This is a genomic window from Actinacidiphila epipremni (genome assembly GCF_012034175.1).
Lineage (GTDB): Bacteria > Actinomycetota > Actinomycetes > Streptomycetales > Streptomycetaceae > Actinacidiphila > Actinacidiphila epipremni.
On record NZ_JAATEJ010000029.1, the window covers coordinates 92,783 to 117,109 of the forward strand.

The window sequence follows — 24,327 nt, forward strand, 5'->3', positions numbered from 1 at the left end:
CAGATGAGCAGTCCCGCCACCGAATCCGCGATCGCCGACCCCGGCCCGCTGGGCCTGGCCGGCTTCGCCGCCACCACGTTCGTCCTGAGCTCCTTCAACGCCCACCTGATCGACGCGAGCCTGGAAGCGGTCGTGCTGCCGCTCGCCCTCTTCTACGGCGGCCTGGTCCAACTGCTCGCCGGCATGTGGGAGTTCCGCAAGGGCAACACCTTCGGCGCGACCGCCTTCGGCTCGTACGGTGCCTTCTGGCTGTCCTACGCCGGCTACGCCAAGTTCGTCGCCGGCTCGCTGCCCGCCGACACCGCCCATCAGGCCACCGGCCTGTTCCTCCTCATATGGGCCGTCTTCACCGTCTACATGACGGTCGCCGCGCTGCGCACCAACGGCGCCCTGCTCGCGGTCTTCGTCGCCCTGTCGGCGACCTTCGTCGTGCTGACGATCGCCGAGTTCGCCGAGTCGACCGGCACCACCAAGGTGGGCGGCTGGCTCGGCCTGGTCACCGCGGTCCTCGCGTGGTACGCGTCCTTCGCCGTCGTCACCAACTCCACCTGGAAGCGCGGCCTCCTGCCGCTCTTCCCGGCCGGCGGCGGACGGGGCGGCCCGGTCGGCGGCGCCCACTGATGGCCGACCGGACCCTGTCGAACCTGCTCAGGGAGGACCGGCGGTTCCCGCCGCCGGCCGCCCTGGCGCAGCAGGCGAACGTCACCGCGGCGGCCTACGACGAGGCCGCCGCGGACCCCGAGGCCTTCTGGGCCGCACAGGCCGCCCGGCTGGACTGGGCCGAGCCCTGGACCGACGTCCTCGACTGGAGCCGCGCCCCCTTCGCCCGCTGGTTCACCGGCGGCCGGCTCAACGTCGCCGAGAACTGCCTGGACCGGCACGTACGGGCCGGGCTCGGCGACCGGGTCGCCTTCCACTGGGAGGGCGAGCCCGGCGACACCCGCACCCTGACCTACGCCGAACTCACGGACGAGGTGAGCCGCGCCGCCAACGCGCTGCTCGCCCTCGGCGTCCGGGCCGGCGACCGGGTCGCGATCTACATGCCGATGATCCCCGAGACCGTGGTGGCGATGCTGGCCTGCGCCCGGATCGGCGCCCCGCACACCGTGGTCTTCGGCGGCTTCTCCGCCGAGGCGCTGCGCGGCCGGATCCAGGACTGCGACGCCCGGGTCGTCGTCACCGCAGACGGCGGCTACCGCAAGGGCGCCGCCTCCGCCCTCAAGCCGGCCGTCGACGAGGCCCTGGAGCAGTGCCCGGACGTCCGCAGCGTCCTGGTGGTGCGCCGCACCGGGCAGGACGTCGGCTGGACCGAGGGCCGGGACGTGTGGTGGCACGACCTGGTCGCCGCGCAGTCCGCCGAGCACACCCCCGAGGCGTTCGACAGCGAGCATCCGCTCTACATCATGTACACCTCGGGGACCACCGCCCGCCCGAAGGGCATCCTGCACACCACCGGCGGCTATCTGACCCAGGTCGCCTGGTCGCACTGGGCGGTCTTCGACGTCAAGCCCGAGCACGACGTCTACTGGACCGCCGCCGACATCGGCTGGGTCACCGGCCACTCCTACATCGTCTACGGCCCGCTCGCCAACGGCGTGACCTCCGTGCTCTACGAGGGCACCCCGGACACCCCGCACCAGGGCCGCTGGTGGGAGATCGTCCAGAAGTACAAGGTGACGATCCTCTACTGCGCGCCCACCGCGATCCGCACCTTCATGAAGTGGGGCGACGCGATCCCGGCCGACTTCGACCTGTCGTCGCTGCGGCTGCTCGGCTCGGTGGGCGAGCCCATCAACCCCGAGGCGTGGGTCTGGTACCGGCGGGCCATCGGCGGCGACCGCACCCCGGTCGTCGACACCTGGTGGCAGACCGAGACCGGCGCCCACATGATCAGCCCGCTGCCGGGCGTGAGCACCTGCAAGCCCGGCTCGGCGCTGCGCGCGCTGCCGGGGGTCTCGGCGGAGGTCGTGGACGACCAGGGCGAGCCGGTGCCCAACGGCTCCGGCGGGTATCTGGTGCTCACCCGCCCCTGGCCGTCGATGCTGCGCACCATCTGGGGCGACGAGCAGCGCTACGTCGACACGTACTGGTCGCGCTTCCCCGGCCGCTACTTCGCCGGGGACGGCGCGAAGAAGGACGAGGACGGCGACATCTGGCTGCTGGGCCGGGTCGACGACGTCATGAACGTCTCCGGGCACCGCATCTCCACCACCGAGGTCGAGTCCGCCCTGGTCTCGCACCCGCTGGTCGCCGAGGCGGCGGTCGTCGGCGCGGCCGACCCGACCACCGGGCAGGGCATCGTCGCCTTCGTCATCCTGCGCGGCGACGCGGCGGCCGAGGGCGGCCAGGAGGACCCGGCGGCCGGGCTGCGCGCCCACGTCGGCCGGGAGATCGGCCCGATCGCCCGGCCGCGGCAGATCCTGGTGGTCGCCGAACTGCCCAAGACGCGCTCCGGCAAGATCATGCGCCGCCTGCTCCGGGACATCGCGGAGAACCGCGAACTCGGCGACGTGACGACGCTGACCGACTCCTCGGTGATGGACGCCATCAAGGAGCGCCTGCCGGACGCCCCCGACGGCTCCTGACCCCTTCCCCGCGAGATCCGGGAGCCGCAGAGCCCCCGGGCCGGTCCCCGCCCTGAGCGCGGGACCCGCCCGGGGGCGGTCCTTACTGCCGGGGTCAGCAGCCGATCGGGGACGTGCCCACGGCCACGTCGTCGAACCACAGCGTGTCGTCACCGGTGCCGTAGCTCTCCCAGCCCAGCCGCAGCGCGGTCGGCCGCGGCGCGGTGGTGCGCGACAGCCACTGCTGGTCGATGTCGGCGGTCGGTACGCCGTCCACCCGCAGGCCCGGCACGTCCTGGTCGTTCAGCCAGGTCTGCAGGTTGGGCGAGGTGGTGCCGACGGCGAACCGCAGGCACTGCCAGCTGCCCGTCGGCAGCGGGGTGCTGAGCGCCACGCCCGCCGGGCTCTGCGCCGGCAGCGTCGCGTCGTCGATCTCCCGGTTCCACTGCAGGGCGCCGTTCTGGCCGCCGATCCGCAGCGCCTTGCCGCCCTGCGAGGAGTCCGGCATCGACACGAAGGCGACATGCGCGGCCGGCAGCGCCGTGGTGTGCCGCACCCACATCCGTACGTACATCACCGGGCCCAGGGACGACAGGTCCCGGGTGCTGGCGACGAACATGTGGTTGCAGTAGCCCGCGTGGCCGTCCACCCGGATCGACCGGCTGCCGCTGTGCGCGACGGAGGTGTCGACCGACGCCGTGCCGCTGCCCGAGCAGTCCGGCGCGGCGGTCGTCCACTGGCCTGACGGCGCGGAACCGGTCTGGTCCTCGAAGTCCGAGCAGATCACCGCGCCCGAGCAGTTCGCCGGCGGCGCGGAGGTCGGCGGCGTCGTGGGCGGTGTGGTCGGGGGAGTGGTCGGCGGTGTGGTGGGCGGCGTCGTCGGGGGTGTGGTCGGCGGGGTCGTGGGCGGGTTGGTGGGAGGCGAGCCGTTCGCGGTGCAGCCCAGGCCGTTGAGGGTGATCACGGTCGGCGACGGGTCGGCCGAGCTCCAGGTGCCCTGCACCCCGAACTCGACGGAGCCGCCGGTGGGGACCGACGCGTTGTAGCCGGCGTCCTTGGCGGTGACGGCGGCGCCGGACTGGCTGACGGTGGCGTTCCAGCCGGAGGTGATGTGCTGGTCGCCCTGGTACGTCCAGGTCGCCGTCCAGCCGTTGATGGCGGCGCCGAGGTTGGTGAGCTTGACCTGGGCGGTGAAGCCGCCGGTCCACTCGTTGACGGTGTACGTCATCGAGCAGCCGGTCGCCGCGCCGTGGGCGGCGGGCAGTGCCACCAGGGCCGGCAGCAGCAGGGCGACCGCGGCCACCGGCCACAGCCACGGTCTGACGAGTAACCGACGCGGAGTTGCGCGCACGGGAGCCTCCTTGAGCATGTGGGGGGAGGTGCGGCTCCGCACAACGGATGTGGGAGCGCTCCCACACTATGGAAGCGGCCTCACACCCTGTCAATGCCCCCTGCACCCGCCCGCCCCGGCGTGCCCGCGTGCGGCGGGGCCGGCCGCGCCCCGCGCGCCGCCGGCCCCGCCCGCTCGTCGGCCGGTCCCGCTCAGCCCTTGCTGGAGCCCAGCGACAGACCGGCGATGAACTGCTTCTGGAGGCAGATGTAGACCACCAGCGTCGGCACGGCCGCGATCAGCGCCGCCGCCGCGATCATGTTCTGGTTGCTGACGAACTGCCCCTGGAGGTTGGCCAGCGCCGAGGTCACCGGCCGCTTGTCGCCCGACGACATCAGGGTGATCGCCCAGAAGAAGTCGTTGTAGATCCAGGTGGTCAGCAGCGTGGCGAGCGCCGCGAGCGCCGGGCGGCACAGCGGCAGCGTCAGCCGCCAGAACCGGGTCCACAGCGACGCGCCGTCCACCAGCGCGGCCTCGTACATCTCGTCGGGCACCGCGCGCATGTAGTTGCTCAGCACGAACACGCAGAAGCCCAGCTGGAAGGCCACGTTGATGGCGATCAGCCCGAAGATCGAGTTGTACATCAGCCCGCTGTCGCTCACGAAGTGCGGCAGCGAGATCTTCAGGTACATCCGGTACAGCGGGGTGATGATGACCTGCTGCGGCAGCAGGTTGCCCGCGGTGAACAGGATCAGCAGCGCGATGTTGAACTTCACGTCGATCTTGCTCAGCACGAACGCCACACCCGAGGCGAGTGCCAGCACGATGATCACCGCCGGGACGGTGATCAGCACCGAGTTCCAGAAGAAGTGCAGCATGTCCGACTGCGTCCACGCGTCACTGAAGTTCTTGAACGTCAGATGGTGCGGCATCGAGACATAGCCGTACTTGCGGGTGTCGGAGTACGGCCGGACCGCCACGTACAGCGCGAAGGCGATCGGCAGCAGCCACAGCACGCACGAGGCGATCAGGAAGATCTGCGAGGCCGCCTGGCCCCATGGGCGCCTGCGCCGCGGGCCGGCGGCCGGCGGGCGGGCCGCCTCGGCCGGCCTGGTGAGGGCTTCGGTCGTCATGGCGCTTCCTCCCGGCGGAACGTCTGGTAAAGGAACACCGAGATCGGCACGAGGGAGATGACCAGCAGCACCACGCCGAGCGCCGAGCCGAAGCCGACCCGCTGGGTCTCACCGACGATGTTCGAGGTGACCAGCACCGACAGCAGCTCCAGGCCGTTGATGCCCTTGTTGGTGATGTACACCAGGTCGAAGGCGCGCAGCGACTCGATGACGGTGACGACCATGACGACGATGTTGATCGGCTTCATCACCGGGAAGACCACCCGCCAGAACGTCTGCCAGGCGTTGGCGCCGTCCATGGTCGCGGCCTCGCGCAGCGTCGGGTCCACGGCCTTGAGGCCGGCGAGGTAGAGCACCATCACATAGCCGGCCTGCCGCCAGGTCGCCTCGACCAGCACCGCCCACAGGTTCAGATGCGGATTGCCGAGCCAGTCGATGGCGTTGTCGTTGCCGTTGCGCCCGATGACGGTGTTGATCAGCCCGAAGTTCTGCGAGTACATGAACTCCCAGATGATGCCGACCAGCGCGAGCGACAGCATGACCGGCAGGAACAGGATGCTCTGGTACATCCGGCTGCCCCGGATGCCGCGGTCGATGACGACCGCGAAGAGCATGCCCAGCGGGGTGGCGATCAGCACGAAGACCGCCAGCCAGATGAGGTTGTGGCGGACCGCCGGCCAGAACTCCGGGTAGATCGTGGCGGCCTGGTGGTAGTTCTGCACCCCGTACCAGCAGCCGTTGTTCAGGATCGAGGGGACGTTGGGCTTGCAGGTCTGGCTGTGCAGGCCGCCCACGCCGTTCCACTTGGTGAACGACAGCAGCACGGTCCCGATCGCCGGGAACCACACGAAGGCCAGATCCAGCAGCAGGGGGATGCCCAGCAGCAGGGCGACCACGACGCGGTCGCGGACGGTGAGCCTGCGCACGCCGCGGCGGCGGCGCGGGGCCGGGGCGGTGTCCGCCCCGGCCTGCGCCGCTGCCGTGGTGTCCGCAGCGGACGTGTCGGTCATGAGGTGTAGATGGCCTTCGCCTGCGCCTCGGCGCTCTTCTGGAGGGTCGCGATGTTGCCGGTGCTCGGGTCGTCGATGAACTTCTGGATGATGGAGATCATCGCGTTGGCCATGGCCGGGTCGGAGTCGCGGTCCATGAACTGGGCGACGTTCTTGCACTTGCCGATCTCGGTGACCGACTTCTTCTGGATCGCGTTGTACGTCGGCACCTGCAGGCCGTTGGCCAGGCCCACGTCCCACTGGTCGGTCTTGAGGTACGCCGCCTCGGCCGGGCCGGTGCCGATGTACTCCAGGATCGCCTTGGCGGCGTCGGGGTTCTTGGCCTTCTTGCTCAGCATGAACCCGTCGGTGGGGGCGTCCATGTAGTCCTGGCCCCACTTGGGGTTGATCGACGGGAAGGTGAAGAAGTCCAGGTCGTCCAGGTCCGCCTTGTCGGTGACGTACTGCGCGGCGACCTGGTTGGTGCCCTGGAACATCATGCCCGCCTGCTTCTGCTCCAGCGTCTTGGCGGCGTCCTGCCAGATACGGCCGTTGGCGCCGGTCTGGAGGTAGGGCATGAGCTCGGCCCAGTGCTGGAAGACGGTGGCGACCCCGGCGTCGGTCCACGGGATCTCGTGCTTCATCAGCTTGATGTGGTAGTCGTAGCCGTTGATGCGCATGTTGAGGATGTCGAAGGTCCCCAGCGCCGGCCAGCCGTCCTTGTCGCCGAAGGCGATCGGCACCAGCCCGTCGGTCTTCATCTTCTTCGCCAGCGCGATGTAGTCGTCCCACGTGGTGGGGACGGTGTAGTTGTGCTTGGCGAACTCGCTCTTGTTGTAGAAGACCACCCACGGGTAGTTGTAGAGCGGCACCAGGTACTTCTTGCCGTCCAGGCCGGTGGACAGCTGCTTGGCGGCGTCGCTGAAGTTGCCGCCGATCTTGTCCCAGACGTCGTCGAGCGGCTGCGCGAGGCCCTGGGCGGCGAAGTACTGCATGCGGTAGCCGGCGAACCAGGTGAACAGGTCGTCCGGGGTGCCCTGCAGGTAGCTGGTGATGTTCTGCTGGAAGGTGTTGTGGTCGACCGTGTTGATGGTGACCTTCACCTGGGAGGCGGCCGTGGCGCCGGCCGTGAGGGCGGCGAACGCGGTCTTGGCCGCCGGGTCGGAGTAGTTCGACCCGAAGGTCACGGTGCTGCCGGCCACCGACTTGCCGGAGCCGGAGCCGCCGCTCTTGTCGCTGTCAGAGGAGTCGGAGCTGCTGCTGCACGCCGTCAGCAGACCGCCGGACACGGCCGCGAGGCCCGCGGCGCCGGCCACGCCCCTGAGCAGATTCCTCCGCGTCGGCGACGGGCTCGTGCCCGCGACGGTTCCCGACGTCTCGACGTCCGACATGGTGCCTCCATGTGTGTGTGGGCGCTTATAGGGGACTTGTGGGAGAGCTGAAGGCGAAATGCTGACGGAGCGGAGGCTCTGACGGGTCCGGTAGGCCCGAGCCGTTTCCAACAGAAGTCACCAAGATGAAACGCCATCGCAACTGCAGGGTAGTTCTACGCCACATGCAGAAGCCCGTCAACGCCTAATTCCTGATGCGTTGCCGGACCGTGATGTCTCCAGGGTGTTGAAACATGTTCGCTTCGGTTCGCCTTGTCCGGCGCACAACGGCAAGGCCGCCGTACGCCCCGCAGCGGCCGTTGGGCGGCCGTTGTGCGCCGCGGGGGTCTCGCGGGCGGGCCGGCGGGCCGTACCGCCCTCAGTGAGGCGTCTGGGGCGATACGCCCGGCCCGCCGCCATCGCCGGGCCGAAGGGCCGGCGATGGCCCGTACGGCAGCCGGCACCACCCGGTAACGGGCTCCTCACCCCCGGAACATACGCGCGCCATAGAATGGGCGGCGGGCAGCGAAGGACCCGCCCCAGGCCTGAAAGGTGCCCATGAAAGCTCAGTTCGCCGTGCCCGCAGGTGCCCGGCACAGCCGGATCCTCGGGGTCGGCAGCTACCGCCCGCGCCGGATCGTCGACAACGCCGAGGTCTGCCGGCACATCGACTCCTCCGACGAGTGGATCCGCGCCAGGACCGGTATCGTCACCCGCCGCTGGGCCGGCCCCGACGAGACCCTGGGCGTCATGGCGGAGCACGCCGCGAGCAAGGCCGTCGCCGCGGCCGGCATCACCCCCGGCGACATCTCCCTGGTCATCGCCGCGACCTTCACCCACCTCAAGCAGACCCCGGCGATCGCCACCGAGATCGGCCACCGCCTCGGCGCCACCGGGGCACCCGGCTTCGACATCTCCGCGGGCTGCGCCGGCTTTGTCCACGCCCTCGCCCTCGCCTCGGACTCGGTGCGCGCCCGCGGCGGCCATGTCCTGGTCGTCGGCGTGGAGCGGATGTCGGACATCCTGGACCTCACCGACCGCTCCACCGCCTTCATCTTCGGCGACGGCGCCGGCGCGGTCGTCGTCGGCCCGTCCGACACCCCCGGCATCGGCCCGGTGGTGTGGGGCGCCGACGGCTCGCAGGCCGACGCGATCACCCAGAGCGTGCCGTGGGACGCGCTGCGGGACGACCCGTCCCAGCCCTTCCCGGCGCTGCGCCAGGAAGGGCAACGGGTCTTCCGCTGGGCGGTCTACGAGATGTCGAAGGTCGCCGTGCAGGCGCTCGACGCCGCCGGCCTGACCGCCGCCGACCTCGACGCGTTCGTCCCGCACCAGGCCAACGAGCGCATCATCGACGCCATGACCCGGTCCATGGGCCTGCCCGAGCGGGTCGCCGTCGCCAAGGACATCGTCACCGCGGGCAACACCTCCGGCGCCTCCGTCCCGCTCGCGATGGACGCCCTGCTGGCCTCCGGCCGGGCCGTCCCCGGCGACACCGCCCTGCTGCTCGGCTACGGCTCGGGCCTGTCGTACGCCGCCCTCGCCGCGACCCTGCCCTGACACCCGCGCCGGCCACGGGGGCCGCCGCCCGCGTCCCCCGGCCGGCGGCCGTCAGCTCCCGGCGGCGACCGCGTCCAGCGCGGCCGTCAGCCGCGGCCCGGTGAAGTCCCGCACCCACGCCAGGTGCTCGCCGGCGGTGCCGCGCGGCACCACCTCGATCAGCATGATCAGGTACAGGTAGCAGCGGTAGAGCGCGAGCCGCACCCGCGCCGCCGCGTCGAACCCGGTGGCCCCGCCCGCCGCCCCGTAGCCGGCCAGGAAGTCCGGGTCGTCCTCCAGCGGGGGGCACAGCAGCGACAGCGACGCGAAGTCCGCGAGCGGGTCGCCCCAGAACATCCGCTCACCGTCGATCAGCGCCCCGACCCCGCGCGCCCCCGGCTCGCCCGTCAGCAGCACATTGCCCGGCCACAGGTCGAAGTGCACCAGCGCCGGCTCGGTCACCTCCGCCAGCGCCCCCGCGCCGCCCGCGAGCACCGCCCCGATCTCCGCCACCGGCCGCGGCAGCCACGGCGCGTACGCCCGCGCGTCGGCCAGCAGCGCCTCCGCCATCACCGCGAAGGCCGCCGGCCAGCTCGCGCCCAGCGGCGCCAGAGTCCGCGCCGGATAGCCGAAGCCCGGCCCGCGCACCGCGTGCAGCCGCCCCACCATGCCGCCCATCTCCGCCAGCAGCCTGCGGCGCTCCCGCGGCCCGACCGACTCCGCGACCTCGGACCACGGCACCCCCGGGCAGTGCGTCATCAGCAGGAACGGCGGCCCGTCCGCATCCTCGGCCCACTCCGCGTGCAGCACCCGCGGCGCCGGCACCCCGGCCGCGGCGGCGGACTCGTAGAACAGCGCCTCGCCGCACAGCAGTTCCGCCTCATAGCGCATACGCGGCGTGCCGGCCGGCGGCGGCACCTTCAGCACCAGCCGGCCGCCGTCGGCCAGCCCGATGCCGTAGAGCGCGTTGTACGAGCCCCCCGCCAGCCGGTCCCGCGCGGCGACCCGCGCCGCCCCGACCCCGGCGCGGGCCAGCAGCCCGTCCACCGCCTCGTCCGTCACCGTGTGCGCCGCCGCCATGGCCCCTCCTCGCGTTGCCGAAGGGCACCCTACGACGTCAGCGCGCCCCACCCGAGGGCGCCCACCGCCCCGGCCGCGTACAGCCACACCGCCGCCCGCACCACCCGCCGCTGCCGCTCCTGCGGCCACCCGGTGCGCCCCAGCGCCCAGGCCAGCGCCGGCAGCACCAGCACCGCGTGCAGGCTCACCGCGTGCAGCGGCTTGAGCATCCCCGTCGAGTGGTACGCCGCCTCCTGGTGCCCGGTGCGGGTCAGCGCCACCCCGCGGGCGATCATCGCCGCGCCCGACGCCAGCCCCACGCCCAGCAGCGCGAACCCCGCCCGCAGCGCCGCAGGCATGCCCGGCGGGCCGGCCGGCGCCGACCGGAACGCCGCGACCGCGAACGTCCCCAGCACCACGACCAGCAGCGCGCCGCCCACCGCGAGCGCCATCGCCACGAACGTGTCGGCGGGCGTCTCCATGTCGAAGTGCGACGGCACACCGCGCCACGCCTGCACCGTGATCCCGGCGACCTCGGCCACGCAGTCCGCCGTGAACAGCCCGAGCAGCACCGCCCGGCGCCGCGCCGGCATCGTCACGTACGACGTCACCCACGCCACCGCCACCAGCGTCAGGCCGAAGGACACCCCGAAGGTGAAGGGCTTGCGCCAGGACACCGGGCCGTCCCACGGGCCGCCGTCGACGAGGAAGACGCCCAGGTGGAACAGCCCCGAGCACACGAGCGCGGCCCCGACCGCGTACGCCCGCCGCTCGTAGGGGCGTACGGTCCCGGCCGGCCCTGCGGCGGGGGCGGCTGCGGTGGTGGTGACGGCGGGCATGCGCTGCTCCCGGCGGTGGGGCGGCCCCGGAGCGACCCGGGCGGACCGCGCCCACGCTAGGAGCCGGGCCCGGCCGGCCGCGTCGTCGCGGGGGAGGCCGCGGGACTGCGCCCGGCGCAGTACGTACACCCGCGAGGGTGCTTCCGGCGGGCCGGGTGATTGGTCACCGTTTCGGCCGGAAAGTCAGATGAGTCAGAAGCGCCGGCGCGTGGCCGCGCGAGGCCGGGGCCACGCGCCGGGCACACGGAAGGAGCGGACCGGGATGAGTTCCCCGACCACCGAGCCGCGGCCGGACGACGAGGCCGCGCGATCCGCCGGCCCGCCGGGCCCGGCCGCCCGCCGCCGCAGGCGCCGGCTGCTGCCCTGGAAGCACCGCCGGGACCTGGCGCCCGAGCAGCTGCGCCGCCGCCGGCTGCTCACCCGCGGCCTGACCGGGGTGTGCGTGGTGTGCGTGGGCACCCTCGGCTGGTCCGTCGGCCAGGCCCTCACCTACCCCGGCAAGGACAGCACCTCCGCGCGGCTGGCCGAATGGGCCCGCGACCACGAACTCGGCTTCGTCGTCGACAAGCTGGAGGACGTGCAGTACGCGCTCGACCCGCCCAAGGTCGGCGGCAGCCTGCCCGCCGACGCGCTGGCCCGGATGAAGGCCACCCAGGGCGCCGTGCCCACCCCCGCGCACGTCCCCGCCCATCCGCTGGTCCCGCTGCGCGCGCCGCTGCGCGCGCCGGTGAGCCCCGCGCTCCCCGGCGAGGGCGTCTACCGCACGCTGGCCACCGCCCACGGCGAGCCCATCGTGCAGGGCACGTACGTACGCCCCGACGGCGAGCACACCTCGTACGAGGCCGCCGTCGCCTGGATCAGCGGGAAGTACGCCCGCTTCCAGCTGCACCCCGGCTTCCGCGAGCCCGGCGGCACCTTCGACGTGCCGCCCACCATCCCCGAAGGGCAGCGCACCGGCCTGGTCGCCACCTGGAACGGCGGCTTCCGGATCACCGACGGCGGCTCGCGCGGCGGCTTCTACCTCGACGGCCGCACCGCCGGCGAACTGCGCGACGGCGCCGCCTCCGAGGTCTTCTACCGCGACGGCTCGCTGCGGATCGGCGTCTGGGGCCGCGACGTGCGGATGACGCCGGACGTGGTGGGCGTGCGGCAGTGCCTGGAGCTGATGGTCGACGGCGGGCACGTGGTGCCCGACATCGGCGACACCGCCAAGTGGGGCGTCAGCGATCAGAGCAAGATGTACGTGCCCCGCTCGGGCGTCGGCGTCACCGCGCAGGGCGACATCGTGGTGGTCGTCGGCCAGGCCCTGACCGCGCAGACCCTCGCCGAGCTCATGCAGCGGGCCGGCGCGGTGCGCGCGATGCCGCTGGACATGAACCGGGCCTGGCCCTCCTTCATGTCCTACGACGGCACGCACGACCCGGCGAACCCCACGCCGACCAACATCCTCGACTTCGAGGACCCGCCGGACCGCTACTACACCCAGGCCACCCGCGACTTCGTGGCCGTCTACGGCCGCTGAGCCCGCACGGCAGAACAGTGGGCCCGGTCAGGCGCCCGGCGCGAGGAAGGCCGCCAGGCGGCGCCAGGCGTCCTCGGCGGCGGCCCGCCGGTAGGTGTCCCGCTCGTCGGCCAGGAAGCCGTGCGGGACGCCGGGGTAGACGACGACCTCGTGCGGCACACCCGCCGCCGTGAGGCGCGCGGCCACCCGCTCGGTCTGGGCCGGCGTCGCCACCCGGTCGTCCCCGCCCACCAGGTAGAGCACCCGGCAGCCGCCCTGCGCCGCGATGCCCGGCGTGAGGTCCAGCAGCGGCTCGGGGCGGCTCAGCGCGGTGCCGGCGGTGTCCAGCCAGCCCGGGTGGACCGCCGCGACCCGCTCCAGCGGCAGCCGCGTCGCCGCGAAGTACGCCAGGTGGCCGCCGAGGCTGAAGCCGGCCATCGACGGCCGCCCCACCGTGTTGCCGCGCTCCTCCAGCCGGGCGACCAGCGCCCGCAGGTCCGCCGCGACCTCCTCCCGGGTGAGCCGGTCCAGCAGCGCGAAGCCCCGGGCGCGCCCCTCGGCGTCGGCCGCCGCGGCGAAGCCGGGCTCGGCGCGGTGGTGGAAGTCGGGCACGACCGCGAGCAGGCCCAGCCCGGCCAGCCGGTCGGCGACCCGGCGGATGTACGGCGTCGTCCCGAACAGCTCGAAGCCGACGATCACCGCAGGCCACGGCCCGCGGCCGGCCGGCCTGCTGACGTACAGGCCCATGGGCGTCTCGGCCCCGGGCACCGCGATGCCGCTCGTCTCCCCGATGACGGCGGTGGACCGGTCGTTGTGCATGATGTGGGCGCTCCTCGGCGGACGGTTCCGGTGATTCGGCGCCGGCGGACGGTTCCGGCGGACGCCACCGAGTCTGCGGGCGGCCCCGCCGCCGGGTCCAAGACCGCTTGCGCACCGGGCGATACCCTCGGGGCATCGCCGCCGGCGCGGGCGCCGGCGGCACGCGACGTCGGGGGAGCGGCCGGTGGACCTGGACCTGCGCAAGGTGCGCTACTTCGTGGCCGTCGCCGAGCGGCTGCACTTCAGCCGGGCCGCCGAGGACCTGCTCATCGCGCAGCCCGCGCTCAGCCGGCAGATCCGCGCCCTTGAGCGGGAGCTGCACGCCGAGCTGTTCGTCCGCGACAGCCACCGGGTCGCGCTGACGGCCGCCGGCCGCCGCTTGCTGGCGGACGCCGGGCCGCTGCTGGCCGCCGCGGACGCCGCCCGCCGCCGGGCCGGCCGCGCGGCGGACGAGGGCGCCGGGACGCTGGTGGTGGGCTTCCGCAGCGGCATCCGGGTGACCGGGGCGGTACGGGACTTCGGCGCCGCGCACCCGGCGGTGACGGTCCAGGTGCGCCGGCTGGACTTCGACGACCAGGCCGCGGCCGTGCTGGAGGGCCGGGTCGACGTGGCGTACGTACGGCTGCCGGTCCTGGAGGGCGGCCTGGACCTCACCCCGCTCTACGGCGAGCCGCGCATGGCGGCGCTCCCGGCCGGCCACCCGCTGGCCGCCGAGGCGGAGCTGACGGTCGCGCGGTGCGCCGCGCACACCGAGATCCTGCACCTGTGCGGCAACCCGGCGGCCGGCGGCGGGCCCGGGCTCCCGGCGGTCCGCACGGTCGAGGAGAAGCTGGAGTACGTCGCCGCGGGCCGCGGCCTGACGTTCCTGCCGCGCTCCACCGCGCTGCTCCACCACCGCCCGGACGTCGTCTACCGCCCGGTCGCCGACGCACCCCGCGACGAGGTCGCCCTCGCCCGCCCGGCGGGCCCGCCGCCCGCCCTGGTCGCGGCCTTCACCGCGGCGGCGGTCCGCACGGCGCAGGCGGCGGATCCGGACGCGGACCCGGCGCCCGGCGCGGACCCGGCCCGTACCGGCGTCAGCCGCAGCTGAGCAGGCCCACCTTCTGCTTGGCCGCCAGCACCCGCTTGACGCTGTCGGACACCGCGTTGCGCAGCGCCGCGTCCTTCGGCATCTGCGTGAGCACCGCGCGGGTCATCGGGGAGATGTCGGCGGGCACGACGGTCAGCAGCAGGTTGCCGCCGGCCTTGAAGAAGTCCACCGCCCGCTCGGCCGGGGTGCGGTCGCTGACGGCGACGGCCGCCCCGAGGTCGTCGGAGATGACCGCGCCCTTGAAGCCGAGGTCGCCGCGCAGCATGCCGCGGATGATCGTGGAGGAGAAGGCGGCCTGGTTGTTCGGGTCGATCTTGGCGTAGATCGCCGAGGAGACCATCACGAAGGGCGTGCCCGCCGCGACCGCGCTGCGGAAGGGTTCGAGGAACGCGTCGTGCCGGGTCGTGACGTCATCGGTGACGCCGGCGCTGAAGTCGGTGTTGCCGGTCACCCGGCCCAGGCCCGGGAAGTGCTTGGCGCTGGTGAGGACGCCCGCCTGGAGCATGCCGCGCAGGAAGGCGGTGCTGTGGGTGGCGGCCGTCGTGGGGTTCGTGCCGTACTCGCGCTGGAGCTTGCCGATGGGCGCGTTGACGTTCACCAGGTTCGGCGGCACGGTGTCGGCGACCGGCGCGAGGTTCATCGTCACGCCCGCCGAGCGCAGCTGCCCGCCCCAGGTCCGCGCGTCGCTCTGCAGCGTGCCGGTGGCGAGCTTGCCCTGCTGGAGGGCCGCGGGGATGGCGCTGAAGCCGGGGCCGTTCAGCACCTGGACCTGGCCGCCCTCCTGGTCGGTGGAGACCAGCATCTTCACGGTGGCGCCCTTGACCTTGGGCGCGAGCCGCGCCACCTGGTCGGTGACGTGCTTGACGGTGGCCGCTCCGCTGTTGGTGTGGCCCTTGAGGAAGACCGAGCCGACCTGGCCACCGGTGATCGCGGCGGACTGGGCGGAGGTCACTCCGGTGCTGCCGACCGCGGTCATGAACAGCTGGCCGACCTGCTGGGCCTGGCTCATCCCGGCGACCGCCCGGTCGACGCAACTGGCCGGCTTGGCGGTGCCGGTGGTCGGCGGGGGCGGCGCGGTGGTGCCAGGCGAGGTCGGCGAGGGCGAGCCGGTGGGGGAGGCCGTGCCGGTGGGGGAGGCGGGGGTGGAGGTGGTGACGGTCGCCGAGGCGGTGCTCGTGGACGAGCCGCCGCCGCTGCCGCACGCCGCCAGGCCCGGGCCGGCGGTGGCCAGCAGGCCGAGCACGAGCCCGGCGCCGCGGACGCCGCCGAGGGCGCGGGGGCGCCGGCCGGAGCCCGCGCGGTACGGCCGCCGGGCGGCGGCGGGGGAACGGGTCGGCTGGCGCACGGTGGGACCTCACCTCGTCGGCCGTCCGGGCGGGTGCGGCCCGGCGGCGGTCGCGTCTGCTCTTCTCCTGGTCACCCGGGGCGTCCGTCGTCCGGTGTGACGAGAGGAAACCCCTGTGAGGTGATCATCATGCCCGGCCGCGCCGGGCCGCGCATCCCCGGGGACACCGCGGGGACGGCCCGCGCACGCTTCTTGACGGTGCGAGAGACCCGGGGCGAGCATGTGGGAGCGCTCCCATGGGGCGGGCGGCCCGCAACCGGCCACCCGCCCCCGGGTGCGTTCCCCCCACACCCGCCTGGAGGACGCGTGCCCAGAACCCGCAGACTCTGCCGAACCCCCGTGCGCGCCCTGCGGCGCGCCAGGACCGCCGCGGTCACCGCACTGGCCGCCCTGCTGCCGCTGGCGATGGCGGCCACCGCCGGCGCCCCCGCCGCGCACGCCGCCGCCCCGGCCGCCGCACCCGCCGCGGCCGGCGGCTACAACTACGCCGAGGCGCTGCAGGACTCGATGCTCTTCTACGAGTCGCAGCGCTCCGGCAAGCTGCCCGCCGACAATCGCGTCTCCTGGCGCGGCGACTCCGACCTCACCGACGGCTCCGACGCCGGGCTCGACCTCACCGGCGGCTACCACGACGCCGGCGACGAGGTGAAGTTCGCCTTCCCCATGGCCTTCTCCATGACCATGCTCGGCTGGGGCGGCATCGACGAGGCGTCCGGCTACGCCAAGAGCGGCCAGGACGGCTACCTGCTGCGCAACCTGCGCTGGGGCGACGACTGGCTGCTCAAGGCGCACCCGTCGGCCAATGTGCTGTACGGCCAGGTGGGCGACGGCAGCAGCGACCACGCCTTCTGGGGCCCGCCCGAGGTCAACCCCGAGCCCCGGCCCTCGTACAAGATCGACGCCTCCTGCCCCGGCTCCGACCTGGCCGGCGAGGCCGCCGCCGCGCTCGCCTCGTCCTCGATGCTCTTCAAGCAGAGCGACGCCACTTACGCCGCGACGCTGCTGGCCAACGCCAAGCAGCTCTACACCTTCGCCGACACCTACCGCGGCACGTACGACAAGTGCATCACCGCCGCCCAGGGCTACTACAACTCCTGGTCCGGCTACTGGGACGAGCTGGTGTGGGGCGCGCTGTGGCTCTACCGCGCCACCGGCGACAGCGCGTACCTGGCCAAGGCCGAGACCTACTACGCGCAGCTGCCCAAGATGAACCAGACCAGCACGCCCGAATACAACTGGACGATCGCCTGGGACGACAAGTCCTACGGCGACTACGTGCTGCTGGCCGAACTCACCGGCAAGCAGACCTACGTCGACGACGCCGAGCGCTGGCTCGACTGGTGGACCACGGGCGTGGGCAGCGCGAAGGTCGCCTACTCGCCCGGCGGCGAGGCGTTCCTCGACACGTGGGGCTCGCTGCGCTACTCCTCCAACACCGCCTATGTGGCGCTGCAGTTCTCCGACTGGCTGGCGGCGCAGGGCAAGGACGCCGCCAAGGTGCAGACCTACCACGACTTCGCGGTGCGGCAGATCGACTACGTCCTCGGCGACAACCCCGCCAAGGAGAGCTACGAGATCGGCTTCACCAACTCCGGCAAGAACACCAAGTGGCCGCAGAACCCGCACAACCGGGCCGCGCACGGCTCCTGGTCGCAGTCCATGACCGAGCCGGCGAGCACCCGGCACCTCGACATCGGCCTGCTGGTCGGCGGCCCCGGCTCGGCGGACGACGGCTTCTCCGACGAGCGCTCCAACTACGGCGAGACCGAGGGCGCGCTGGACTACAACGCGGGCTTCTCCGGGGCGCTCGCCGCGCTCACCGACGAGTACGGCGGCACACCGCTGGCGAACTTCCCGCCCAAGGAGACCCCGGACGGGCCCGAGGAGTTCCTGCAGGCCGCGGTCAACACCGCCGGCACGAACTTCTACGAGATCAAGGCGCAGGTGGTCAACAAGTCCGGCTGGCCGGCCCGCCACCTCACCCACGGCAGCTTCCGCTACTACTTCACCCTGGACGCCGGCACCACCGCCTCGCAGGTGACGGTGACCTCGCCGTACAACCAGTGCTCGGCGCCGACCGGCCCGACGCAGTTCTCCGGCAGCGTCTACTACGTCACGATCAGCTGCGAGGGCCAGGACATCGCGCCCGCCGGGCAGTCGGCCTTCCACCGCGAGGTGCAGTTCCGGCTCACCTTCCCCGGCGCGCACGACCCCACCAAGGACTGGTCCTACCAGGGCATTTCCACCACGCCCGGCTCCACCCCGGTCACCGTGAACGACATGGTCCTCTACGACGGCGCCACCGCGGTGTGGGGCACCGCCCCCAGCGGCGGCGGCACCACCCCGCCGCCGGCCGACACCCCGCCGGGCGCGCCCGGCACGCCGACCGCCTCCGCGGTCACCGGCTCGTCGGTCACCCTGACCTGGCCCGCGGCGACCCCCGGCAGCCTGCCGCTGGCCGGCTACCAGGTCTTCAACGGCCAGACGCTGCTGGCCACCACCACCGCCACGAGCTACACCGTCACCGGGCTCACCCCGGGCACGCCCTACACCTTCACCGTCAAGGCCGTGGACACCGCGGGCACCACCTCGGCCGCCTCACCGGCGGTGACCCTCACCACCACGACCACCAGCCCGCCGCCCGGCGGCGGCACGGGCGCGGCCTGCACGGCCGTCTACAAGGTCACCAACTCCTGGTCGGGCGGCTTCCAGGCGGACGTCCTGGTCACCAACACCGGGAGCAGCACGCTGAACGGCTGGACGCTGACCTTCACCTTCGGCGGCGACCAGAAGATCGGCAGCGGCTGGAACGGCACGTTCGCCCAGTCGGGCCAGAAGGTCACGGTGACCAACCCGTCGTGGTCCCCGAGCCTCGCGCCCGGCGGCACGGTCGATCCCGGCTTCACCGGGACGTACTCCGCCTCCAACGCCGCGCCCACGGGCTTCGCCCTGAACGGCGTGGCCTGCACGTGAGGGTGCCCACCGCGCCGGGCGGACGCCGGTAGGGGCGCGGGGGACTGCGCGATCGGCCGCCCACGGGCGGAAGGTCGCGCAGTCCCGCGTCCCGTGCGAGCCCGGGGCGTCCGCCGGGCGGGGTCAGCGCAGATCTGCCAACCGCCCGGCCAGAAAGCGGCGTTCGGCCTCCGTGGGGGCCAGCGCGAGGGCTTCGCGGTAGGCGGCGGCGGCCTCGGCGTCCCGGCCCAGCCTGCGCAGCAGGTCCGCCCGGGTCGCCGGGAGGAGGTGGTAGCCGGCCAGCTCGCCGGCGGCGGCCAGCGCGTCGGCGAGGGCCAGGCCGGCCGCCGGCCCGTCGGCCATCGCGACCGCCACCGCCCGGTTGAGCTCGACCACCGGGCCCGGCGCCATCCGGGCCAGCTCCGCGTAGAGCAGCGCGATCTGCGGCCAGTCGGTGGCCTCGGCCTTCTCCGCCTGCGCGTGGCACGCGGCGATCGCCGCCTGCACCTGGTACGGCCCCGGCCGCCGCCGGGCGAGCGCCGCGTCCAGCACGGCCGTGCCCTCGGCGATGCCGCGCCGGTCCCAGCGCGAGCGGTCCTGCTCCGCCAGCGGCACCAGGTCGCCGTCCGCGTCGGTCCTGGCCGCCGCCCGCGCGTCGTGCAGCAGCATCAGGGCCAGCAGCCCGGCCGCCTCCGGCTCGCCGGGCAGCAGCGCGGCCAGCAGCCGGGCCAGCCGGATCGCCTCCGCGGTGACCCGGCGCTGGTCGGGACCCGCGGCGCCGGGCGCGTAACCGGCGTTGAACAGCAGGTAGACGATGGCGAGCACCGCCTCCGTGCGGTCGGGCAGCAGATCGGGCGGCGGCACCCGGAAGGGGATACCGGCGTTCCTGATCTTGTTCTTGGCGCGGGTCAGCCGCTGCGCCATCGTGTTCTCCGGCACCAGGAACGCCCGGGCGATCTCCGCCGTGCCCAGCCCGGTCAGCGTGCGCAGCGTGAGCGCGACCTGGGCGGGCAGCGGCAGCGCCGGGTGGCAGCAGGTGTAGATCAGCCGCAGCCGGTCGTCGGGCAGCCCGTCGTCGTCGGGCCGGTCGCCCGGCTGGTCGGCGGGCGGCGGCCCGGGGTCCAGCCGGGCCGCCGTCCGCAGCTTGACGTTCTCGTTGGCGGCCCGGCGCAGCCGGTCCAGTGCCCGGTTGCGGGCCGTGGTGGTCAGCCAGGCGCCGGGGCTGCGCGGCACGCCGTCGCGCGGCCAGCGCTCCAGCGCCCGCTCGAAGGCGTCCTGCGCGCACTCCTCGGCCAGGTCCCAGTCGCCGGTCTGCCGGATCACCGCCGCCACGACCCGGCCCCACTCCCGGGACCAGGCCGCGGCGACGGCCTCCTTCACCGCGTCCCGCACACCGCCACCTCAGTCAGCTCAGCCACTTCAGCCACCTTCGTCACGCCGGCCGTGCCCGCCGGGCCCGAGCCGGCTCAGTCGGCCCAGAAGGGCCGGACCTCCACCATGCCGAACTTCGCCACCGGGTGCCGCGCCGCGACCTCGATCGCCTCGTCGAGGTCGGCGCACTCGATGATGTCGAAGCCGGCCATCTGCTCCTTGGTCTCGGCGTAGGGCCCGTCGGTCAGCAGCCGCGCGCCGTTCCTGACCCGTACGGTCGTGGCGTCCTCGGCGGGCCGGGTGCGGTTGCCGTCCAGCCGTACGCCCCTGCGGGTCATCTCCTGCACCCACGGCTCGGCGTCCAGCTCCTCGGGCGTGGCGCCGGGGAAGCCGTCGGCGGTCTCACTGCAGATCAGCAGCAGGTACTTCATGGCACATCTCCTTGCTCTGCGTGTGCGCGGCCGGGCAGGACGCCCGGTCACCCCTACGACGATCGGCAGCCGCCCGGATGTACACCCCGCGCGCGATTGATTCGTCCCGGTCCGCCTTTCGGCCCTCAGCCCGCCGCCCCGGCCGCGCGCAGGGCGGGCTCGGCCCGGCGCACACCCGGGGCGAGCGTGGCCAGCAGCGCGACGCCGAGCGTCAGCCCCAGCAGCGCGACGACCGCGCCGCGCGGGCCGGTCAGGCCCAGCAGGAAGCCGCCGAGCAGCTGGCCGAAGGGCATCGCGCCCCAGCTCACCAGCAGCACCACGCTCTTGATCCGGCCCAGCATATGGCCGGGCACCACCTGGTACTGGTAGCCGCTGACCACGACGTTCCACACCGGGCCGACGAACGCCAGCAGCGTCGCCACCGCCGCGAGCGCCCACGGCGCCGACACCGCGGCCATCGGGGCGAGCAGCAGCGCCCACAGCCACGTCGCGCCGACCGCCACCGTCCGGGGCGCCACCCGGCGCGCCAGCCAGGGCGCGCACAGGGCGCCGGCCAGGCCCCCCAGGCCGAAGCAGCCGAGCACCGCCCCGGTCGTCGCGGTGGACGCGCCGAGCCGGGCGGCCAGCACGATCAGCACCAGGTTGAGCGCCTGGAACATCAGGTTGACCAGCGCCACGCACACCATCGTCACCCGGATGAAGTGCTGCCCGCGCAGCCAGCGCAGCGCGTCGGCGATCTCGGTACGCAGCCGCGCCGCCGGCGCCGCCCGGCGTACCCGCAGATCGGCCCGGACACCGAGCAGAGCGCCGAACGACACGACGTAGGAGAGCGCGTCGGCGGCGAACGGCAGCGCGTGCGACACGCCGTACAGCAGCCCGCCCAGCGGCGGCCCGGCCAGGGCGGCGCCGCGCGACTTGGCCTCCTCCTGCGCCAGCGCGGCCGTCAGCTGCCGGTCCGGTACGAGCGCCGGCAGCGCGGCCTTCTCCGCGACGCTGAAGAAGACGTAGAGGGTGCCGCCGGCGAAACCGGCCAGCAGCAGGTGCGGATACGTCAGCTGGCCCGCCCACAGCGCCAGCGGCACACTGCCGAGCACCACCGCGCGGCCCGCGTCGCACCACAGCATCACCCGGCGGCGGTTCCAGCGGTCCACCAGCGCCCCGGCCGGCAGGTAGAACAGCAGGTAGGGGAGCGTCGCGACAAAGCCGGCCACGCCCGCCTTGCGCACCGAGCCGGTCGTCCCCAGCACCAGCAGCGGCACGGCGACCGCCGACGTCCTGGTGCCCAGCACGGACAGCGTCTGCCCGCACCACAGCAGCGTGAAGTCCCGGTTGCGCCACAGCGGCCGGACCCCCGCGGTCGCCGCACCGCGGTCCCCGCCCGCGGCCGTACGGCCCGCTCCCTCGACGGCGCCCGCCCCCCGCTCCCCGCCCGTCACCTCGCGGTCCACGGCGCGGTGCTGCGCCGGGTGGCGAAGAGCGCCGCGCAGACCACGGCCAGCAGCGCGGCGGCCAGCGGCAGCGGAAGCTCCTGCCCGCTGTGCCCGATGAGCGCGGCGCCGACGAGCGCGCCGGCGAACATCGCCAGCGCCGACAGCAGCCGCACCCCCGCCTTGGCGTTCCGCCCGCCCGCGAGCCGGCCGTCGGCCGACATGCCGGTGATCGTCATGGTCAGCACGGTCGTCGTCAGGTCGGGCACCGCGAGCTGCCGCGCCACCGCGTTCTGCCCGCCCATCGCCAGGCCCAGCAGCACGATCAGCGCCCAGCGGGCGCCGTCCCTGGCCGGCAGGTCGGCCGCCGCCGCGATCGCCCACGCCGCCACCACCAGCACCGTCTGCGCGCCGGTGACCGCGAGCAGCAGCCGGCCGCGATGCCCGGCGAGCCGCCGGCCGGCCCGGCCCCCGACCAGCGCGCCGGCGACGAAGCCGGCGAGCGCCAGCAGGGACGCGGTCACCGAGAAGCCGCTCGCGCCGGCCAGCGAGAAGGCCAGGAAGACGACATTGCCGGTCATGTTCGCCACGAACACCCGCCCCAGCACCAGGTAGCTGAACGCGTCCACCAGGCCCGTCACCACGGTCAGCGCCAGCAGCAGCGGCGGCAGCGGCCCGTGCGGCCCACCCGGCCGGGGCAGGAGCGTGTCGCGGGCTTCGCGGAGCAGTGGGTGCACGGTGTGCCACCTCCGGTGGGCGTGGCCCCCGGCGTTCGGGACAGACGTAGCACCGGAAGGCACGGCGGTATCTCCCGGGCCGGGCCCGGGGACTGACGCCCCATCGTGCCCGGTCCGACCCGCCGGGCGTGGCTGCGGCGCGAAGATCGCCGCCGATGTGAGACTTGCACCACGGAGGTGATCTTCGATGGCAGCACCAGCGGCCGGCTCCGTCCCGGCGGCCGGCGCCACCATCACGACGGATGTGCCCGCGCGGCTGGACCGGCTCCCCTGGTCGCGCTGGCACTGGCTGATCGTGATCGGGCTCGGCACGGTGTGGATCCTGGACGGCCTGGAGGTGACCACGGTCGGCAACATCGCCGGCCGGATCGCCGAGGACGGCAGCGGGCTGTCGGTCTCCGCGGCCCAGATCACGGGCCTGGCCGCCGCGCTGTACGTCGCGGGCGCGTGCTCGGGCGCGCTGTTCTTCGGATGGTTGACCGACCGCTTCGGCCGCAAGAAGCTGTTCATGGTGACGCTCGCGGTCTATCTGAGCGCGACCGCGATGACGGCGCTGTCCTTCCAGCCCTGGTGGTTCTTCACCTTCCGCTTCCTGACCGGCTTCGGCATCGGCGGCGAGTACGCGGCGATCAACTCCGCGATCGACGAGCTGATCCCGTCCCGCTACCGCGGCCGGGTGGACCTGATCATCAACGGCAGCTACTGGCTCGGCGCGATCGGCGGCTCGCTGCTGTCGATCGTGGCGCTCAACACCCACATCTTCCCCAAGGACGTCGGCTGGCGGCTGACCTTCGCGCTCGGCGTGGTGCTGGGCCTGGTGATCATACTGGTGCGCCGGCACGTCCCGGAGAGCCCGCGCTGGCAGTTCATCCACGGCCACGGCGACGAGGCGAACGAGCTCGTCGACAGCGTGGAGAAGGACGTCGAGCGGGAGAAGCACGAGCGGCTGCCCAAGGTCACCCAGAAGATGACCATTCACCAGCGGGCCGGCATCGGCTTCGGGATCATCGCCAGAACCGTCTTCACCCGCTACCCGCGGCGCGCGGTGCTGGGCCTGTCGCTGTTCGTCGGCCAGGCGTTCCTCTACAACGCCATCACCTTCGGCTTCGGCAACATCCTCACCACCTTCTTCGGCGTCTCGACCGGCGACACCGGCTACTACTTCGCCGTCATCGCGGCCGGCAACTTCATCGGCCCGCTGCTGCTCGGCCCGCTCTTCGACACCGTCGGGCGGCGGATCATGATCTCCTCGACGTACATCCTGTCCGGCCTGCTGCTGTTCGGCACCGCGTATCTCTTCCACCGCGGCTCGCTGGACGCCACGACGATGACGGCCTGCTGGTGCGCGGTGCTCTTCTTCGCCTCGGCCGGCGCGAGCAGCGCGTACCTGACCGTCTCGGAGATCTTCCCGATGGAGACCCGGGCGATGGCCATCGCCTTCTTCTACGCGGTCGGCACCGCCGCGGGCGGTATCAGCGGCCCGCTGGTCTTCTCCGACCTGACCAAGTCCGGTGTCGTCTCCGACACCGTGACGGCCTTTGTGATCGGCGCCTCGCTGATGTGCGCGGCAGGGCTCGTCGCGGCGTTCCTCGCCATCAACGCCGAGCGCAGGTCGCTGGAGGACATCGCCACGCCGCTGTCCCAGGCGTCCCCGCCGTCCGACAGCGAGTCGGCCACCACCCCGGCGTGAACTCCGTCCTCCGTCCCGTGTCCGGAGTTTCCTCCCGTGTCCGGCCCGCACACCGCGCGGGCCGGACACGGGAAGCGGGCGGGGCGGGCCCCCCTCCCGGGGGGCCCCCCCCCCCCCCGTCGGGGCGGGGGGGGTGCCCCC

The 24,327-nt window shown here is 73.5% G+C and carries 19 protein-coding genes; 7 read left to right on the forward strand and 12 right to left on the reverse strand.

Features of this window, described 5'->3' with window-relative positions; translation table 11 throughout:
- Positions 1-3: 3 nt before the first annotated feature.
- Both HCN08_RS28925 and acs read left to right on the forward strand, forming a co-directional pair.
- The gene (locus HCN08_RS28925; RefSeq protein ID WP_167986237.1) at positions 4-621 is read left to right on the forward strand and encodes an acetate uptake transporter; all 618 of its coding nucleotides are present in this window, start codon (positions 4-6) and stop codon (positions 619-621) included.
- Entirely contained in the window at positions 621-2,585 is a 1,965-nt protein-coding gene (gene acs / locus HCN08_RS28930) for an acetate--CoA ligase (RefSeq protein WP_167986238.1), read from the forward strand. Before HCN08_RS28925 ends, acs begins: the two co-directional genes overlap by 1 nt.
- 94 nt (positions 2,586-2,679) lie before the next feature.
- On the opposite strand, the gene HCN08_RS28935 is transcribed toward acs, so the two are convergent.
- The 4 genes from HCN08_RS28935 to HCN08_RS28950 all read right to left on the reverse strand — a co-directional run bounded on the left by HCN08_RS28935 (position 2,680) and on the right by HCN08_RS28950 (position 7,407).
- Positions 2,680-3,915 carry a cellulose-binding domain-containing protein gene (locus HCN08_RS28935; RefSeq protein WP_322974744.1) on the reverse strand — a complete coding sequence of 412 codons (1,236 nt, stop codon included), beginning with the start codon at positions 3,913-3,915 and terminating at the stop codon, positions 2,680-2,682.
- 191 nt (positions 3,916-4,106) lie between these two features.
- Positions 4,107-5,027, reverse strand: a complete 921-nt coding sequence (locus tag HCN08_RS28940; RefSeq protein ID WP_167986240.1) for a carbohydrate ABC transporter permease — start codon at positions 5,025-5,027, stop codon at positions 4,107-4,109.
- Complete coding sequence (locus HCN08_RS28945; protein ID WP_167986241.1) at positions 5,024-6,037, reverse strand: carbohydrate ABC transporter permease; 1,014 nt, start codon at positions 6,035-6,037, stop codon at positions 5,024-5,026. The genes HCN08_RS28940 and HCN08_RS28945 overlap by 4 nt, the downstream gene beginning before the upstream one ends.
- A complete protein-coding gene (locus tag HCN08_RS28950; protein ID WP_167986242.1) occupies positions 6,034-7,407 on the reverse strand; it encodes an ABC transporter substrate-binding protein in 1,374 nt (457 codons plus the stop codon). Before HCN08_RS28950 ends, HCN08_RS28945 begins: the two co-directional genes overlap by 4 nt.
- Before the next feature lie 537 nt (positions 7,408-7,944).
- Here HCN08_RS28950 and HCN08_RS28955 point away from each other — a divergent pair.
- Positions 7,945-8,946: a beta-ketoacyl-ACP synthase III gene (locus HCN08_RS28955; RefSeq protein ID WP_167986243.1), complete on the forward strand. Its 1,002-nt coding sequence runs from the start codon at positions 7,945-7,947 to the stop codon at positions 8,944-8,946.
- Between the two features lie 51 nt (positions 8,947-8,997).
- On the opposite strand, the gene HCN08_RS28960 is transcribed toward HCN08_RS28955, so the two are convergent.
- Together HCN08_RS28960 and HCN08_RS28965 are read right to left on the reverse strand one after the other, a co-directional pair.
- Entirely contained in the window at positions 8,998-10,005 is a 1,008-nt protein-coding gene (locus HCN08_RS28960; RefSeq protein WP_167986244.1) for a phosphotransferase family protein, read from the reverse strand.
- Between the two features lie 29 nt (positions 10,006-10,034).
- Positions 10,035-10,823: a hypothetical protein gene (locus tag HCN08_RS28965; protein ID WP_167986245.1), complete on the reverse strand. Its 789-nt coding sequence runs from the start codon at positions 10,821-10,823 to the stop codon at positions 10,035-10,037.
- 262 nt (positions 10,824-11,085) lie between these two features.
- On the opposite strand from HCN08_RS28965, the gene HCN08_RS28970 reads away from it, so the two are divergent.
- A complete protein-coding gene (locus HCN08_RS28970) occupies positions 11,086-12,345 on the forward strand; it encodes a phosphodiester glycosidase family protein (protein ID WP_167986246.1) in 1,260 nt (419 codons plus the stop codon).
- 27 nt (positions 12,346-12,372) lie between these two features.
- Here HCN08_RS28970 and HCN08_RS28975 read toward each other — a convergent pair whose 3' ends face one another.
- Positions 12,373-13,143 carry a dienelactone hydrolase family protein gene (locus HCN08_RS28975; protein WP_167986247.1) on the reverse strand — a complete coding sequence of 257 codons (771 nt, stop codon included), beginning with the start codon at positions 13,141-13,143 and terminating at the stop codon, positions 12,373-12,375.
- A gap of 184 nt (positions 13,144-13,327) precedes the next feature.
- Here HCN08_RS28975 and HCN08_RS28980 point away from each other — a divergent pair, with 184 nt between their 5' ends.
- Positions 13,328-14,233: a LysR family transcriptional regulator gene (locus HCN08_RS28980; protein ID WP_167986248.1), complete on the forward strand. Its 906-nt coding sequence runs from the start codon at positions 13,328-13,330 to the stop codon at positions 14,231-14,233.
- Here the strand turns inward: HCN08_RS28980 and HCN08_RS28985 are convergent.
- Complete coding sequence (locus HCN08_RS28985) at positions 14,220-15,578, reverse strand: glycoside hydrolase family 3 N-terminal domain-containing protein (protein ID WP_322974745.1); 1,359 nt, start codon at positions 15,576-15,578, stop codon at positions 14,220-14,222. The two genes, HCN08_RS28980 and HCN08_RS28985, sit on opposite strands and share 14 nt — an antisense overlap.
- Positions 15,579-15,917: 339 nt before the next feature.
- On the opposite strand from HCN08_RS28985, the gene HCN08_RS28990 reads away from it, so the two are divergent.
- Positions 15,918-18,551 carry a glycoside hydrolase family 9 protein gene (locus tag HCN08_RS28990; RefSeq protein WP_322974746.1) on the forward strand — a complete coding sequence of 878 codons (2,634 nt, stop codon included), beginning with the start codon at positions 15,918-15,920 and terminating at the stop codon, positions 18,549-18,551.
- Positions 18,552-18,674: 123 nt separating this feature from the next.
- Here the strand turns inward: HCN08_RS28990 and HCN08_RS28995 are convergent, their stop codons facing one another.
- From HCN08_RS28995 to HCN08_RS29010, 4 genes are all read right to left on the reverse strand, one after another.
- On the reverse strand, positions 18,675-19,922 hold the full coding sequence (locus HCN08_RS28995) for an RNA polymerase sigma factor (RefSeq protein ID WP_167986249.1): 1,248 nt from the start codon (positions 19,920-19,922) through the stop codon (positions 18,675-18,677).
- A 74-nt stretch (positions 19,923-19,996) separates the two neighbouring features.
- Positions 19,997-20,332 (reverse strand): YciI family protein, encoded by a 336-nt coding sequence (locus tag HCN08_RS29000; protein WP_167986250.1) that lies wholly within the window; start codon positions 20,330-20,332, stop codon positions 19,997-19,999.
- A gap of 125 nt (positions 20,333-20,457) precedes the next feature.
- Positions 20,458-21,780: an MFS transporter gene (locus HCN08_RS29005; protein WP_167986251.1), complete on the reverse strand. Its 1,323-nt coding sequence runs from the start codon at positions 21,778-21,780 to the stop codon at positions 20,458-20,460.
- Positions 21,765-22,496: a YoaK family protein gene (locus tag HCN08_RS29010; RefSeq protein WP_167986252.1), complete on the reverse strand. Its 732-nt coding sequence runs from the start codon at positions 22,494-22,496 to the stop codon at positions 21,765-21,767. The genes HCN08_RS29005 and HCN08_RS29010 overlap by 16 nt, the downstream gene beginning before the upstream one ends.
- A gap of 187 nt (positions 22,497-22,683) precedes the next feature.
- Here HCN08_RS29010 and HCN08_RS29015 point away from each other — a divergent pair, with 187 nt between their 5' ends.
- Positions 22,684-24,186: an MFS transporter gene (locus HCN08_RS29015; RefSeq protein ID WP_167986253.1), complete on the forward strand. Its 1,503-nt coding sequence runs from the start codon at positions 22,684-22,686 to the stop codon at positions 24,184-24,186.
- The last annotated feature ends 141 nt before the right edge of the window (positions 24,187-24,327 follow it).

Excerpts from the sequence above, each read along its gene's own strand:
- HCN08_RS28925 (WP_167986237.1), top strand. The coding sequence starts at position 4 with ATGAGCAGTCCCGCCACCGAATCCGCGATCGCCGACCCCGGCCCGCTG.
- acs (WP_167986238.1), top strand. The coding sequence starts at position 621 with ATGGCCGACCGGACCCTGTCGAACCTGCTCAGGGAGGACCGGCGGTTC.
- HCN08_RS28940 (WP_167986240.1), bottom strand. The coding sequence starts at position 5,027 with ATGACGACCGAAGCCCTCACCAGGCCGGCCGAGGCGGCCCGCCCGCCG.
- HCN08_RS28945 (WP_167986241.1), bottom strand. The coding sequence starts at position 6,037 with ATGACCGACACGTCCGCTGCGGACACCACGGCAGCGGCGCAGGCCGGG.
- HCN08_RS28950 (WP_167986242.1), bottom strand. The coding sequence starts at position 7,407 with ATGTCGGACGTCGAGACGTCGGGAACCGTCGCGGGCACGAGCCCGTCG.
- HCN08_RS28955 (WP_167986243.1), top strand. The coding sequence starts at position 7,945 with ATGAAAGCTCAGTTCGCCGTGCCCGCAGGTGCCCGGCACAGCCGGATC.
- HCN08_RS28960 (WP_167986244.1), bottom strand. The coding sequence starts at position 10,005 with ATGGCGGCGGCGCACACGGTGACGGACGAGGCGGTGGACGGGCTGCTG.
- HCN08_RS28965 (WP_167986245.1), bottom strand. The coding sequence starts at position 10,823 with ATGCCCGCCGTCACCACCACCGCAGCCGCCCCCGCCGCAGGGCCGGCC.
- HCN08_RS28970 (WP_167986246.1), top strand. The coding sequence starts at position 11,086 with ATGAGTTCCCCGACCACCGAGCCGCGGCCGGACGACGAGGCCGCGCGA.
- HCN08_RS28975 (WP_167986247.1), bottom strand. The coding sequence starts at position 13,143 with ATGCACAACGACCGGTCCACCGCCGTCATCGGGGAGACGAGCGGCATC.
- HCN08_RS29000 (WP_167986250.1), bottom strand. The coding sequence starts at position 20,332 with ATGAAGTACCTGCTGCTGATCTGCAGTGAGACCGCCGACGGCTTCCCC.
- HCN08_RS29015 (WP_167986253.1), top strand. The coding sequence starts at position 22,684 with ATGGCAGCACCAGCGGCCGGCTCCGTCCCGGCGGCCGGCGCCACCATC.